This window comes from Amphibacillus jilinensis Y1, from assembly GCF_000306965.1.
Classification (GTDB): Bacteria; Bacillota; Bacilli; order Bacillales; family Amphibacillaceae; genus Amphibacillus_C; species Amphibacillus_C jilinensis.
In genome coordinates, this window is the sequence record NZ_JH976435.1 from 536202 (window position 1) to 551578 (window position 15377).

The 15377-nt window shown below is 36.5% G+C and carries 17 protein-coding genes and 1 other RNA gene; 4 read left to right on the forward strand and 14 right to left on the reverse strand.

The genetic code is table 11. From position 1 onward, the window contains the following. Positions 1-2: 2 nt before the first annotated feature. Positions 3-602, reverse strand: coding sequence for an HD domain-containing protein (locus B494_RS0109465; protein ID WP_017472156.1), 600 nt, complete (start codon positions 600-602; stop codon positions 3-5). A gap of 254 nt (positions 603-856) precedes the next feature. On the opposite strand from B494_RS0109465, the gene B494_RS0109470 reads away from it, so the two are divergent. Then, entirely contained in the window at positions 857-1057 is a 201-nt protein-coding gene (locus tag B494_RS0109470; protein ID WP_017472157.1) for a cold-shock protein, read from the forward strand. A gap of 233 nt (positions 1058-1290) precedes the next feature. Next, entirely contained in the window at positions 1291-1713 is a 423-nt protein-coding gene (locus tag B494_RS0109475; protein ID WP_420884342.1) for a ribonuclease HI family protein, read from the forward strand. On the opposite strand, the gene B494_RS0109480 is transcribed toward B494_RS0109475, so the two are convergent. The 9 genes from B494_RS0109480 to B494_RS0109520 all read right to left on the reverse strand — a co-directional run bounded on the left by B494_RS0109480 (position 1691) and on the right by B494_RS0109520 (position 8093). Then, positions 1691-1963, reverse strand: coding sequence for a DUF6123 family protein (locus B494_RS0109480; RefSeq protein WP_017472159.1), 273 nt, complete (start codon positions 1961-1963; stop codon positions 1691-1693). The genes B494_RS0109475 and B494_RS0109480 overlap by 23 nt on opposite strands. Before the next feature lie 289 nt (positions 1964-2252). Beyond that, positions 2253-3743, reverse strand: coding sequence for a carboxypeptidase M32 (locus B494_RS0109485; RefSeq protein WP_017472160.1), 1491 nt, complete (start codon positions 3741-3743; stop codon positions 2253-2255). A gap of 74 nt (positions 3744-3817) precedes the next feature. Further along, positions 3818-4966, reverse strand: a complete 1149-nt coding sequence (locus tag B494_RS0109490; RefSeq protein WP_017472161.1) for a THUMP domain-containing class I SAM-dependent RNA methyltransferase — start codon at positions 4964-4966, stop codon at positions 3818-3820. Between the two features lie 121 nt (positions 4967-5087). Then, positions 5088-5476, reverse strand: an RNA gene (rnpB, locus tag B494_RS20535) — RNase P RNA component class B. 90 nt (positions 5477-5566) lie between these two features. Then, entirely contained in the window at positions 5567-5869 is a 303-nt protein-coding gene (gene gpsB / locus B494_RS0109495; RefSeq protein ID WP_017472162.1) for a cell division regulator GpsB, read from the reverse strand. 428 nt (positions 5870-6297) lie between these two features. After that, positions 6298-6855: an SLOG family protein gene (locus B494_RS0109505; RefSeq protein ID WP_241211409.1), complete on the reverse strand. Its 558-nt coding sequence runs from the start codon at positions 6853-6855 to the stop codon at positions 6298-6300. A 257-nt stretch (positions 6856-7112) separates the two neighbouring features. Next, the gene (locus B494_RS0109510) at positions 7113-7364 is read right to left on the reverse strand and encodes a CotD family spore coat protein (RefSeq protein WP_017472164.1); all 252 of its coding nucleotides are present in this window, start codon (positions 7362-7364) and stop codon (positions 7113-7115) included. A gap of 79 nt (positions 7365-7443) precedes the next feature. Then, positions 7444-7800 carry a DUF1798 family protein gene (locus B494_RS0109515; RefSeq protein WP_017472165.1) on the reverse strand — a complete coding sequence of 119 codons (357 nt, stop codon included), beginning with the start codon at positions 7798-7800 and terminating at the stop codon, positions 7444-7446. 53 nt (positions 7801-7853) lie between these two features. Beyond that, on the reverse strand, positions 7854-8093 hold the full coding sequence (locus B494_RS0109520; protein ID WP_017472166.1) for a hypothetical protein: 240 nt from the start codon (positions 8091-8093) through the stop codon (positions 7854-7856). 296 nt (positions 8094-8389) lie between these two features. Between B494_RS0109520 and recU the strand changes: the two genes are divergently transcribed. After that, the gene (gene recU, locus B494_RS0109525; RefSeq protein WP_033193607.1) at positions 8390-8983 is read left to right on the forward strand and encodes a Holliday junction resolvase RecU; all 594 of its coding nucleotides are present in this window, start codon (positions 8390-8392) and stop codon (positions 8981-8983) included. Between the two features lie 18 nt (positions 8984-9001). Next, the gene (locus B494_RS0109530; RefSeq protein WP_017472168.1) at positions 9002-11488 is read left to right on the forward strand and encodes a transglycosylase domain-containing protein; all 2487 of its coding nucleotides are present in this window, start codon (positions 9002-9004) and stop codon (positions 11486-11488) included. 221 nt (positions 11489-11709) lie between these two features. On the opposite strand, the gene B494_RS19195 is transcribed toward B494_RS0109530, so the two are convergent. The 4 genes from B494_RS19195 to asnS form a co-directional block, all read right to left on the reverse strand. Further along, on the reverse strand, positions 11710-12060 hold the full coding sequence (locus B494_RS19195; RefSeq protein ID WP_017472169.1) for a YpoC family protein: 351 nt from the start codon (positions 12058-12060) through the stop codon (positions 11710-11712). Further along, entirely contained in the window at positions 12057-12719 is a 663-nt protein-coding gene (gene nth, locus B494_RS0109540) for an endonuclease III (protein WP_017472170.1), read from the reverse strand. The genes B494_RS19195 and nth overlap by 4 nt, the downstream gene beginning before the upstream one ends. Positions 12720-12736: 17 nt before the next feature. Further along, entirely contained in the window at positions 12737-13426 is a 690-nt protein-coding gene (locus B494_RS0109545) for a DnaD domain-containing protein (RefSeq protein ID WP_017472171.1), read from the reverse strand. Between the two features lie 648 nt (positions 13427-14074). Next, positions 14075-15367 (reverse strand): asparagine--tRNA ligase, encoded by a 1293-nt coding sequence (gene asnS / locus B494_RS0109550; RefSeq protein ID WP_017472172.1) that lies wholly within the window; start codon positions 15365-15367, stop codon positions 14075-14077. Positions 15368-15377: the final 10 nt, after the last annotated feature.

Here is a 15377-nt window from a genome sequence, read left to right on the forward strand (position 1 = left end):
TTTTAATTAATGTCTGGCCACTCTTTTAAAAATTGTTGATAAAACAATTCAAGAAATTGATGACGTTCTGTCGCTAATTGCTTCGCATAGGTTGTGTGCAATTGATCTTTAATCTTAAATAATTTGTGATCAAAATGTTCAATAGTGGACTGACCATTCGTACCATAGAGTGGTCGTCCTCTTGAAGCGCCAAAACTAAACGCACGTGCTACCCCGATAGCTCCAATAGCATCTAAACGATCAGCATCTTGAACGATTTGACCGATCTTACTAGTTGGCAGAACACCTTTACTAAAAGACACCGTGTCAATGGCCTCGATGACAGCTTGGATCTGCTTATCTGATAATTTAATCTTACTTAATAGGTTGGTTAACGCTTTTTTATTTTTTGCTACATCATCTGTCAATTTGTGATCAATCAGGTCATGTACCCAACCAGCTACTTCACAAAGATGTACATCACTTGCTTCTTTTTCTGCAATTTTACGAGATAATTGTGCAACACGATGCATATGTTCATAATCATGTCCACTAACGTCATGACTAAATGTTTCAAAGACATAGTGTTTAATTTCATGTAATTGTTTTTCGATAATTTCCATATTCCCCACCTTTTCAGAAACGCTTTAATTATAGTGTTCATTGATGAATTGAGAAGCTGCAAGGCTTGACGCCTTTTGAAAAATGCGCTATCATTTACTTAAGCAAAGAAGATGTTTGGATCTATATGCAAGTAGCCTTAATTGAAGTGATGCAGGTACGATCCTACACTTCTCATGAGGCTACTTTTTTCATTTTCATCTTGTTTGTATTTTAATCACGTTTTATTGTGAATATCTAGGAGGATTATGTACAAATGCAAAACGGTATTGTAAAATGGTTTAATGCAGAGAAAGGTTACGGCTTCATCCAATTAGAAGAAGGCGATGACGTCTTCGTACATTATTCTGCAATCCAAGAAGAAGGCTTTAAGACTTTGGAAGAAGGTCAAGCAGTCACATTTGAAATTATTGAAGGTGACCGAGGACCACAAGCTACTAACGTTGAGAAAAAATAATCATTCAAACGGTGACGGTTGTGTCACCGTTTTTTATCACAAATAAACGTCCGTCTTAAAATAGAGCGTTGAGCAAACTTGTTTAGGTCGAAGTTAACGGACGATAATATCCTGATCCACTCAGCTAACAAGCGGTGGAAAACGCCTAACGATTGAACGTTCGTTTTATACAAAAAAGTATGATTTATTATCTCATTAACAAACAACATAAACATAAATAAAAGGAAGTGGAAGTGTTGTTAACAGTTTATATTGATGGTGCTACAGCAGGTTATCCAGGTCCCAGTGGGACAAGTTTCATTATTAAAAATAAGGATAATTGTCAGCAAGGGTACACCTATATTGGAATAACTACGAATCATGAGGCGGAATTTAAAGCATTGATCAACGCTTTGCAATACTGTCACCTTCATTATCCTGACCAAATTTTATCTATCCGTTCAGATTCCAAGCTAGTCGTTGATGCTGTTGAGAGAGGCTATGTTAAAAATAAGCAATTTCAACCATTATTACAGAAGGCACAGCCCCTTATCGATTCATTTCCACATTGCTTTATCAAATGGATACCGGATAATCAAAATAAGCAAGCGGATCACTTGGCCAAACTTGCCATTCAAACAAAAGAAGAAGCAGTTACTGAATGCCTTTCGCTTTAAATAGTTGACGAGCATCAGTCCAAGTGGTAATGCGATGCTCTTTTAATAATTCTAGCAAACTAATGTAAAAGGATCGGTCAAAATGAAACTGTAATCTAAGTGTCGCTTCCAATGCAGCTTTAGTAATTTCTTCGTTAGCATCGGTATATTTTTTTCCAAAGTAAATAAACCTCACTTGTTCATCTGTTAATTTAAACCCCTTGTCCCACAAACTTTCAATATAGTCAGCTAGTGTTTGGCTAAGACGCATATAGATCCCTTCTTCCCACTACCCGTATCTTTTCGATGTTCCTTTCACTCTATTATAGTATAGTCTAGGATAAAATAAAAGTACAAAAAGAACATTTGTTCTATCGGGATGGGATGGTACACTTGCTAATTTTGAAGGCTTTGAAGTGTAGAAGTCAATTTGAAGAAAGCTGTCCTAATTAAAAGACAGCTTCTAATCGATTTATCCTCTATATTAAACAATGCTTGCACTAATGACCTTCCAACATAACAACAGGTATAGTTGTAGTTTTCGACCAGGTACTTAGAAATTAAAATTTGTAGATCGTTTTGTATTTATCAGTTAAATAGTTAATTAGATAATCCGGGTTTAGCCCCTCGCCTGTTACATCGTTTATAATTTCAAGTGGCTTTTTCATTTTACCGTGTCGATGCACGTGTTCAGTCATCCATGCTTTTATTGGCTCAAAATCTCCAGATTTAATAATTGCTTCTATGTCTATGTCTTGCTTTAGCTTATGATTGAGTTGTGCCGCATACATATAACCCAGTGCGTAGGTAGGAAAGTAACCAAAATCTCCAGCAGCCCAATGTATATCCTGTAAAACCCCTTGTTGATCGTTCGTTGGTTTTATCCCTAAGTAGTCTTCCATTTTCTGATTCCAAGCTTCTGGAAGGTCCTTGGTATCTAGATCACCATTAATTAAAGCTTTTTCGAGTTCGTAACGTATAATAATATGTAAGGAATAAGTTAGTTCATCTGCTTCAATACGAATATAACTCGGTTTAACTTCATTGATTGCTTTGAAAAATGATTCAAACGGTATCGATTGAAATGAGACTGGGGCTATTTTTCTAAATAAATCAAAATGATTTTCCCAAAAATGCCGACTTCGTCCGACAAAATTCTCCCAAAATAGCGATTGCGATTCATGAATTCCCATTGAGGTTGCGTTGGCTAAAATAGTTTGATAAAGGTCTGGATCAAAATTTTGTTCATAAAGCGCATGCCCACCTTCGTGAATGGTTCCAAATATAGCCGTTCTAAAATCATTTTCATCATAGCGTGTGGTTACTCGAACATCTTTAGGGTTTATACCAATTGCAAAAGGATGAATCGTTTCATCTAGTCTTCCTGCATCAAAATCATACCCCATTTTATCAAGGATCGCTAAACTGAATTGTTCTTGGTCGGTTTTAGGAAAATGGTGTAACAATTGGCTTGCATCGACTTCTATTTTTGATTCAGCAATATTTTTAACAAGGTCACTTAATGCATGTTTAAGTTTATCGAATACCTTATCTAAAATGCTGGTTGTTAAGCCAGGTTCATAATTATTAAGTAGTCCATCATATTTGTTTGCATGATAACCCCAGTAAGTAGCAAATTTTTTGTTGTAATTCACTAATTCTTCCAAATAAGGCTGGAGTAATGCAAAATTATTTTCTGATCTTGCCTCTTGCCAAACCGTTTCTGATTTTGAGCGTAGCGTTACGTATGCTTTGAATTCTTCAACTGGTATTTTACTGCTTTTATTATATTCCTCTTCACATACCTCTACAGCTTTTTCGATTATTGGGTCTTTCGTTACCCCTTTTAACTGATCAATCAATGCTTTCATTTGATCTGATGTGTTTAGTTGATGTATTTTTTCTGAAAGTAGCCCGATAACCTGTGCACGTTGCTCCATCCCTTTTTTAGGGATTTTGGTTCTCAAATCCCAATGGATTAGTGCCAGTGCTTCAGTATACCCTTTAATCTCCTTCATCAACTCAATAAACTGATTTTCCACTGATGTCATCACAACACACTCCTTCATAAATTTCGTTGGTTAATGGCTAAGCATTTAGACATGAATAAGAATAAATTAACATATTAATGTTGATCCTTAATATGTTTGCCAAAGTACTGATAATAGTCTACTTTAATAAAACCATTGAAAAGCTTTCTTTTCTTCGTCGCCTGCTTACCGAATAACACCTCAAAATCTTCATGTGATGTTAATATATAGTTGCTCCAGCTCGTGTTTTGATGCATGGATTGTCCGAGCTCACGGTACATTTGTTCAACTTCTGATTGTTGGTTCAAACGTTCACCATATGGTGGATTAGTAATCAAATAACCATTATTTTGTTTAGGAAAAAAGTCAGCTGCTTTCATCTGTTTCCATGTGATCAAATCAGCAAGCCCCGCCTCCATGGCATTTTGCTTGGCTATTTGGATCAATTTAGGATTTAAATCACTACCCGTAATGGTTAATGGTTGATCATAGTTGGCCAGTTGTTCCGCTTCTTGAAATGCTTGATCCCATGCTTCGTTAGAAATCAAGTGCCAATTTTCACTAGCAAATTCACGATTGAATCCTGGTGCAATATTTTGACCGATTAAAGCAGCTTCAATTAAAATCGTACCTGATCCGCAAAACAAGTCAACAAGTGGATATTCTGATTTCCAGTTGGTTAACTGGACAAGAGCAGCAGCTAATGTTTCTTTCAACGGCGCTTCTCCTTGTCCAACACGATAGCCACGCTTATGTAATCCAGATCCAGATGTATCTATCGTTAAAGTAACACGATCCTTAAGAATAGCTACTTCAATTCGATATAACGCCCCTGTCTCAGGCATCTTACTAGCAACTCCATGTTTTTGTTTTAATTTATCGACTACGGCTTTTTTTACAATAGCTTGACAATCAGGCACACTGTAAAGCTTTGACTTGACGGATTTTCCTATAACGGGGAATTGACCATCTTCTGGTATGAATAGATGCCAATCAAGTGCTTTTGTTTGTTCAAACAATTGATCAAACGTTGTTGCGGCAAATTCACCAACAATTAATTTAACGCGATCAGCTGTGCGTAACCATAAATTGCACCGTGGGATGGCGTCGGGAGTTGCTGTAAAAATCACCTTGCCATTATCGACTTGAGTAGTTTCATATCCCAAAGCTCGTACTTCGTTTGCTACTACGGATTCTAACCCCATGGCTGCGGTTGCTAATAGCTTTACAGTTGATTCAGTCATTTTTTCACTCCTTATCATGGGATTTAATACTTGGGTAATATAAACGTTGTTAACATAAATAACCTTCCTAAAGACAGAATTGCCTTCGGAAGGTTTGATCATACATCTTAACCAATGAATGTTTTATAAGCCATGTTCTGTACTAAAGTACTACAAATGGTGGTTAGCCTCGTACCTTAGTCGTAATCATCTATCTGCTGTTTATCGATAAACAGCCCTTATTTCGGTTGATTTCCCTACTCAAAGATGCCCCTACCAAAATTTGGGTTGCTCACTCGCGGGGTTTACCTCGTTCCACTCAAATTGTTTCCAATTTGACTACGTCACTGTGGCACTTTCAAGGTATTCGAAACATATCAAAAATGACTTAGCTTCTTTTCCTGCCGTAAGTTGATTAAATCAACTCCCTTGATTTATGAATTCATCAAGCACGAACACTACAAGCATCTCAGCTTGTGTGAGCATGGACTTTCCTCTACAAATTGAAGTTTGCAGCGATTACAAAAACATTCATTATTATATTGATGTTATTAAACTCTAATGGTTAGTATAGCATATAATAACCATATTATCATCCATCAAAGTTTACCAGTTCAACGATCAGGCATCTGTATATTTTTTACCGAAAACTGCTTTTTCTAGATTAGATAGTCTTTTTAAGATGTCATAATTAACTTGATGATTAGACGTTTGTGCTCGCGATCTAGGTTGCTCTTTTTGTACTTTTAATCTTTCATTTTCTTGAGCTAATTGCTCAATTTTCTTGTTGAAAAATTCATAGTCCTGAATAATTTTATCAAGAAATTCATCTACTTCTTCTTGATTATAGCCCCTCATCGATGTTTTAAATTGTTTATCTAAAATGTCTTTTGTTTGCAATATGCTATTTTGCAATTCTGTCATTATTTTTCACCTCATATTTAGCAACACTTAATATGTATTTTTTCAAATTTTGTGCCAAATGTCAATCCGTAAGTGGTTTATAACATCGCTTAATAATGATTCATTGAAGCATTGTCTATTATTACGAAGAAGCGCTAAAATGATTGTTTGGCTTCATTTACAAGCATCATTTGTTTGTAAAACAGAACAAATCTCAATGTCAGATCTGTTTGAAAATTGATATTTTAATCCATGACTCATGGTATTAATATTATTATGTAGGATTGATAATTAGAAGATCAAATTTTGATTTGTATTTTTTAAAATGCTGCCTGGTGACGAATTTCAATTGTTTTTATCACAGAAAAGGTCTACTGATTGAATGGTTGTTTTATCTTTTCGGCTATATCCTGTTGACAGTGCTAAGTATAGGACATTTTAAAATCATGTTACTGTTCTGGATTAATTTCTTGCCATTGCCTCACAATCTCCTCTAAGTCAAATGGTGTAATATAATAAATCGAAAAGTTCTGTTCAACAACTTGCTCTTTTGCTTTATTAAGAAAATAGTGCACACTTCCGGGGTATTGTTCATCAGTTAAAATTAAACAGCAGTCGCTTTTATTAAGTAACCAATGATCCTTAGCCGTATATTGATAAGCCCCTTTATATTTACCTTTGTATATTACATCGTAAAAGTCAGCCTGTTCGATTATTTGTTGATAATCTTGTTGATCTGATTCACTCCAGCGGTCTTGCTGGTTCTCAAATGGCGGTATAATAGCATATTTAATCGGATAATCCTTGGAAAGCTCTTGAACTACTTGACAAGCCCAAATCTCCACGCCTATCTGTCCGGAGGTAAGTATCCACTCCCCCCCATTTTCTACAAAAGCTGTAATCGATTGTTTTAAGGCGTACTTAATGATATCGACACGTATATCTTGGCTCGTCCTAATATTTAATTCATACGATTTATATCCTGTAATGGTCATGACTTTTTCCACTGTATCCAATCCTTTATGACAATAATTAAATTTATCACAGATAACCATCTGTATAGTATCCGCCTAAAAATAGAGAAGGACATTCATCTATTTATGCGTGAGCTAACGAACGCTAATCTCCTGATTCATGTAACGAGCAATTAGCGGGCAAAGAATGAAACGCCCACTGATTGAAAATTCCTTTTATTACTAGAATGATTCATACGCTATTGGCCAAAATGAAAAGGCTGGTTATCCAGCCCTTCCATTTAATCAAATTAGCGCCAACGATTATATCTTGGAGGCCAATTTGGTCCACCATAAACATTTGTTTGATTCACAGTTTGCCCCCATGAAGTTGATTGTGGATAAAAATGTGTATTTTGAATCGTATGATGATTCATAACAGAAGTATGCGTTGGGTGTACATAATTAACTTGACTTTGACTGCATGTGTTCACATGATGGTGTTTTGTAGGGCAAACGATTGTTTCAACCGGTCCGGTATGACAACATGGTCTTCTTCGCATAGTGATCCCCTTTCCTATTTATGATTCATATTAGCTTATGAACAAATATCTAAGAGGTGGCGGGCATCTGACCATGGTTTTAATATTTTTTTGCTAAAGTATCTATTATCATTTGACAAACGTAGTCAATCGCCTGATGTAATTCCATATATCGTTTCTGTTTAATGTCAATGTAATAACTGTGTAATATAATAAGTTCAAAATTTTCCCTTGTTGATTGTACTTGTTGTGGGTGGACAGCAATCTCTCTATCCTTAACTGCTTTAAGTGCAAGTTCTTCCCACTTTCCAATTAATTCGAATAGGGGTTCCGTTTCGTTCTTTACCATATTAAAGAAATCTCTATCTTTTTTGTTGTCAGGTTTATCATTTGTTAAATACCTTTGTTTTAACTGAAGACGTGCTTGTTGGACTTTATCTGTTAAATTGAATAGCATACGTTGTTTCACCTCTTTAAAACCTTACCATGTGGTGGTGTTTTGGTAAACAGCTAAGCTCTTCTTAGACGCCAATTTTGTGTAGAACAACGCTTGTTTTTTAAATTGATATGACGCCTTTTTAAAATTTTCAACTGATCTTGATAGATGAAAAGTTTTTTCGCATAGTTTTGGTGGCGCGTACAGATTTGATAATTACATTCCCAAGTGATTTTCTTTTCAATTTTAATTAATTGTGTATTTAAATGAAATAACTGTTCTTGAAATTTCTCAATATTCTTTTGTGCTGTCATAAGACCATCTCCTTTAAATTTTCTATATATTAATTTTATACATGATCGATTAAATCCTGTGCGCTAGACAAAAGTAGTGTCGGATGAACAAAACTTCTTAATTTTCGTCTATTAAAATATTAGAATAGCTAATTTTGCACTTATAGATTTTCTAAGAGTTGTTTATAATAGTTGTAGGGTGATAGGAAGGCTTCAGCTTATATTAAGATACAAATCAAGCTTTTCGTTTATCTTTTTAGTTCTCAAATCAGTCTGTAATCTGGTATGATACAGTCATGCAGGAGGGAATTAATGTGATGAAGTATCCAAATGGTCAAAAACGTGCAGTTAGAGTAAATAAAACAAAAGCAGAGCGCCAACGGAATTTTAGCAATCGTGGTATGACGTTAGAAGAGGACATAAATCAAACAAATCTTTATTATTTAGCGCATCAAGTTTGTGTAGTGCATAAGAAACCGACACCTGTTCAAATCGTTAAGGTAGACTACCCTAAACGTAGCGCAGCTGTTATTAAGGAAGGTTATTTCAAACAACCCTCTACAACTGACTACAATGGCGTTTACCGTGGGCGATATATTGACTTTGAAGCTAAAGAAACAAATAACAAAACGTCATTCCCACTTAACAACTTTCATAATCATCAGATTGAGCATATGAAAGCCGTTGAACAACATGGAGGTATTGCTTTTGTTATTATTCGATTTGCAGCACATGACCAAACTTTTCTATTTACTGCAATGAAACTTTTCCCGTTATGGGAACGTCAATTTAATAATAAAGGTAGAAAGTCAATCTCTTATCAAGAGATTGTAGAAGAAGGTATTGAAATACCTAAGGGCTATCCTGCTATCATTGACTACATTAAAGTCATTGATCAAGTGTTTTTTTAAGAATGGAGGAAGATGACAATGGCAGAACAAGGCCAGTCACGTACTGCAAGACGACAACAACAAAAGAAATTGAAAAAAAATAAATCTTCAATTTGGAAGAAAATCGGTCTATCATTATTAGCAGTTACTTTAGTTGCTTTAATTGGAACGGGCGCTGTATTTGGCTATTATATTATATCAGCACCTGACTTAGATCATGACTTACTAGGGGCACCAGCCTCAACAAGAGTGTACGATACAAATGGAGAGCTTTTTGCTGAACTTGGTCAAGAAAGACGTACAACAATTAGCTATGATGACCTTCCAGATATAATGATTGATGCGGTCTTAGCAACAGAAGACAATCGTTTTTTTGACCATTCAGGGGTTGATCTTCGTCGAAGTGCTGCCGCAATTTTAGCAAACTTCTCCCGTGGTTTCGGAGCTGAAGGTGGTAGTACCATTACACAGCAAGTCGTTAAAAGTTCGCTTTTATCTCCTGATCAAACGATGGAGCGTAAAATTCAAGAACAATGGTTAGCATTACAAGTAGAACGTGCTTATGAAAAAGAAGAAATTTTAGAAATGTATTTAAATAAAATTTATTATGGTGCTGGATCTTATGGTGTAGCAACAGCAGCTGAAACTTATTTTGGGATTACAGATTTAGATGAATTGACCTTAGCCCAAGCTGCATTATTAGCAGGTTTGCCTCAGCGGCCTTCAGCATATGATCCAACTGTAAATCCTGATCTTGCTCAAGAAAGAATGAATACGGTATTAGGCTTAATGGTTCGACATGATAAGATCACGGAAGAGGAAGCAGATGAAGCAGCTTCGGAAAATGTGGAAGACATGTTAAATATAACCGAATCAGAAGGTACGCCTTATCATGCCTTCTTAGATCAAGTAAGGATTGAAATCGAAGAGAAGTTAGATGTGGATATGTACAATGACGGACTTGAAATTCACACCACACTTGATCCAGATGCTCAAGAACATGTTGAATATGTGTTATCGGATCAAAGTCCGGTAAGCTTTCCTGATGATGAGCTTCAATCTGGTTTAACTGTTGTGGATACACAAACTGGTGCGATCAGAGCGATTGGTGGTGGACGTAATCGTGAAGTTGGCGGTTTTAATATGGCAATTCAAGCGAAGCGGCAACCAGGATCAGCCATTAAACCAGTTCTTGATTATGGACCAGCTATTGAGCATTTAAATTGGTCTACACACCAACAAATTAATAATGACGCACCTTATGAAACACAAGGTGGAAATATTGGGAATTGGAACAATGAATATCAAGGCTATGTTAGTGCGCGTTATGCGATGCAACAGTCTTTAAATGTCCCTGCCGTCAAAACTTTAGAAGAAGTGGGAATAGCTCAAGCAACTGAATTTGCTGAAGGGATTGGTGTCCCTATCCCTGAAGATGGTCTTAATATTCGTGACGGTATTGGTGGTTCAACGTTAAGCATGTCATCATTAGATATGGCTGGAGCTTATTCGGCATTTGGTAATGGTGGTATTTATAATGAGCCTTATGCGGTTACTGAAGTTGTTTTTAGCGATGGAAATACACAAACACTTAAATCGGATCCTGTTGCAGCAATGTCAGACGCTACGGCATATATGATCACTGATATGCTAAAGACTGTAGTTAACAGTGGAACAGGTACCACTGCAAATGTTTCCGGTTTACCAATGGCGGGAAAAACGGGGTCAACTAATGATTATGTTGACGTTTGGTTTGCTGGCTATACGACTAATTATACTATAGCGGTATGGAGTGGTTATCAAGATGATGCGACCCGGGCAGTTACCCAAACGAGAATATCTCAAGAAATTTTCCGTCATGTAATGAGCGAGATATCTGTTGGAATTGACACTGCTGATTTTGAAATGCCAAACTCAGTTGTTCGTGTCGATGTCGAGCGGGGTTCAAATCCAGCTAGGCTACCTAGCCAATATACCCCCGATTCTCAAATTGTTTCTGAATTATTTAAACGTGGCCATGAGCCTACTGAACAATCAGAAACCTTTGAGCGCCTTGATCCAGTCAGTGGTTTAAACGCTCAATTTAACGAAGAGCAAAATCAAATTGAAGTAAGCTGGTCTGATTCTAATGATCAAGATGTTCGTTTTAACATTGCCTATGGCACAAATGGATCGACCAATAATGAATCTTCGACTTCTGATACTTCATTTACGATTCAAAGTGTTGAGCGTGGTGCAGTTTACACAATCGAGGTAACGGCAGTAAGTGATGAAAATAGTGATCTTCAAAGTGAATCAAGGCGGGTAGAAATTAGGATTCCTGATCAAGAGACAGACGATGAGCCTGATGAACCTGATGAACCTGATGAAAGCGAGGAGCCAGATCAGCCTGAGGATAATGGTGATGATCAAGTAGATGATCCACCAGTCTCTGATGATTCTGATCAAGACCCTGACGAAGATTCTGATCAAGATCCCAATAACGGGAATGGCGGACAAGAAGATAATGATGAAAATCAAGATTAGTATCAAGAGGTCGGGACAAAACTAGCCTCAATGGGCAAAAAGGTTCAATTTACGAAAAAACCGTAAATTGAACCTTTTTATTTGTACAATGGATTGTTTGATATTAATTTATAATTATTCGTTTTAAAAAAGGAATCCAGTCTCGATTAAATTTCTTTTTTAGTTTACTTTGTTTACTTTATAGCCAATAAACCATTCTGTTAGTATTTATAAATATGCTTTCAATCATGATTCTTTTTGTAAAGCTCAAGAACTTCAACTTTAGCATATAATTTTTCTAATTCTTCATACAAAGCATCTAATTGGATATAAGCGTGATACTGACTTAAATTAGATGCAATATAATGAACACGCTCTCCAATATTAATAGGTTTATGTTCAAGACAATCTAGCGTTTGATATAGAGTGTCTTTTGACCAGGCCTGTTTATTCAAATCATATAAAGCATCTGTAAAAAGATTTAAGGATGTAGCCATAGGACGCATTGCTTCTTGGTAACGCTTATTATGAAATAAACCTGATAATTTGGGAGATTGTGCTTTCCATGTTTCAATCCAGTCTTCTTTTTTCATATACTTCTTCTCCCCTTTTGTTTCATGCGCTTTTTGCCTTCACGACAAATATCTAACAATTTACAGTTTTCACAGTTTGGATTTCTTGCTTTACAATGGTAACGCCCGAAAAAAATCATCCGATGATGGGTGTCGCTCCATGCTTGTTTTGGTACTTTACGCATTAATGTTTTCTCGACTTCTAACGGGCTATCCTTCCACTTGCATATCCCTAAACGTTTAGATACGCGCTCCACGTGTGTGTCGACGGCAATGGCAGGTTGGCCAAATGCAACTGATGTTACAACATTTGCTGTTTTTCTACCTACTCCAGCTAAAGTCTCTAATTCCTCCTTTGTCTCTGGTACAACACCATTAAAGTCATCGATTAGTGAACGGGATAACTTTTGAATATTTTTTGCTTTGTTACGGTAGAGACCGATTGAGCGAATATCATTTTGCAATTCCTCTAAAGGAACTGATAAGTAGTCTTCTGGCGTTTTATACTTTTTAAATAAATCTTTCGTTACTTTATTGACGAGTTGATCGGTACATTGAGCTGAGAGTGCCACGGCAATAACAAGTTCAAACGGATTCTCATGGACCAATTCGCATGCTGCATCAGGATACATCTCTTCCATTACAGCTAAGACGTCATATATTTGTTTTTTGTTTAACATTACTAGACCGCCCCCCTCTATTCATCTTCCTCTAACCAATTATAGTATACAGATGTATCCCGTTTGGTTGGTCTACTGCTTTCAGTTGATCGTTTGCTGTTGTGAAAGGCCTTTGATTCGGCTCTTGCATCGCTAACCGTACGAATGCCTTTACGTTTCCATTCACGTAATATACGATCAATATATTTAAAATTAAGTTTACTCATTAATACAGATTCTCTTAACGCGGCTTTAATAAGTGAAGGCTCAAACACCTCTTCATCCAGCCATATGTTGATCGTTTCAATTTCAAATGGTGACAAGGGACGTCCAAATTCTTGTTCAAATAATATAAAGATATTCATGGAAGATTGCTTTTCATCGTTTTTTGGTTCAGTTTTTTTACTGTATAGTAATTCCCACAATGGTTCTAATGAATAGCATTCATCAACAACGCCTTGATTATCTTTTGTCTCAATAATAGTTAAGAGATTTTTTTGCATAAGCTGTCTTAACAGTTGACTACATGTTTGTTCATCGAAAGTTGATAATTCAGCAATTTCAAAAGGCGTGGGAAAATACTTCCCCCTAAGAAAAGCATGGTGAATATGTAAAATAACAATTAGTTCTTGCTCGGTTATAGATAGCGTATGATATTGACTAAGTAACCGGGAAGGTAGTGTTATTTGCTCGCTTAAAAATAATTGATAATTTTGATGTTTTTTCATCTCAGTCACCCCTGTTATTATTCTAACATATATATTGATCGTTAGAGATAGAAAGAGCCCTCGATGCTATTCGAGGGCTTTTATTACACAGCTAACCGTCTATAAAACGGTTGTACAATAAATGACGTTGGTGAGTAAAAAAAGCACTAACGTCATTTTTCAGTTCTATGTTTCAAGTGATCGTTTTGATCTTCATTTCAACATCGTTAAAGGATAACCGAATGATGCTTGAACCGCAGAGGAAAAAGATTCGCTTTCCGCAGGCACGGCTTCAGCTAACTTGGAAAAGAAGATCACTTTGCCAAGTTGATCTTCAGACCATGCTGTTCCTGCAGGAGTCTCGCCTATTCCCTCTGCTCAGCGCCTTTCAGCCTTAGAGATTTGGTTTGAGAATGGTGTCATCATTTAAATATCGACATTGTTTTATTTATGATCGCTTATTTGGTCAACGATTAGAGGCATTTATTGCACAAGAAATATTAGCCTGCGATTCCAGCTTATTAGTTATCAATCAGTGGAAGAAGAACACAAACGCCACTGAGTTCAAGTTCGTTTTATGGAAATATCAATTTCTCTCGCTATCAACAGGTAGAAGGTCCTGGTAGTTAGGGAAGACTTCAGATTTTGTCAATCCCCTTCACCCATCTACTATGGATATAATCGATTTAATAATCTTGGAAATGGAATCGTCTCACGAACATGTTCAACACCGGCAAACCAAGCAACTGTTCGTTCAAGGCCCAGCCCAAAACCTGAATGAGGAACACTACCATATTGTCTTAATTCTAAATACCATTGATAAGCGTCACCAGATAGTTGATGTTCTTGATAGCGTTGTTTCATCAGTTCTAAGTCATCAATACGCTGTGATCCACCAATAATTTCACCATAGCCTTCAGGCGCAATTAAATCAGCACATAATACAACTTCTGGACGCTTTGGATCTGGTTTCATATAAAATGCTTTTATGTTAGCTGGGTAGTGGGTAATAAATACTGGTTTATCGAAACTTTCTGCAATAGCTGTTTCATGAGGTGCACCAAAATCTTCTCCCCATTCAATATCATCAAAACCTTTTTCCTTTAGTAAAACAATAGCTTCATCATATGTAATACGAGGAAATGGTGCTTGTATTTTTTCTAGCTTTGCAATATCTCGGTCAAGTGTTGTTAGCTCAAGTTTGCAATTTGTTAAAACAGCTTTTGCTAAATAGCTTACATAAGCTTCTTGGATAGCTAAACTTTCGTCATGATCGGTAAAGGCCATTTCAGGTTCAATCATCCAGAATTCAATCAGGTGTCGACGTGTTTTTGATTTTTCTGCCCGGAACGTTGGGCCAAAGGAGAACACTTTTCCAAAAGCCATAGCAGCCGCTTCCATATATAATTGGCCACTTTGAGATAAATAGGCTTCTTCATCAAAATACTGTGTATGAAATAATTCTGTTGTTCCTTCAGCTGCTGATCCAGTTAAAATAGGTGGATCTATTTTTATGTAATCATTGTCGTTAAAGAATTGATAGGTTGCTCGAATGATTTCATTACGAATTTTCATCACTGCATGTTGACGTTTTGAACGCAACCATAAATGTCGATGATCCATTAGAAATTCAGTTCCATGTTCTTTAGGCGTTATCGGAAAATCAACGGATTCATGAATCATTTCTAGTGCACTCACTTGCATTTCAAATCCAAATGGTGACCGTGCGTCTTCTACGATAGTACCAGTTACCCATATCGAGGATTCTTGTGTTAATGCTTTCGCTTGGCTGAATACCTCTTCATCTACTTCCGCTTTAACGACGACACCTTGAATAAAACCTGTTCCATCACGTAATTGTAGGAAAGCAATTTTCCCGCTAGAGCGTTTATTGGCAAGCCAGGCACCAATGGTTACTTCCTTGCCCACATAGTTTTTTACTTTATTTATCGTTGTCTTCAATGATAACCCT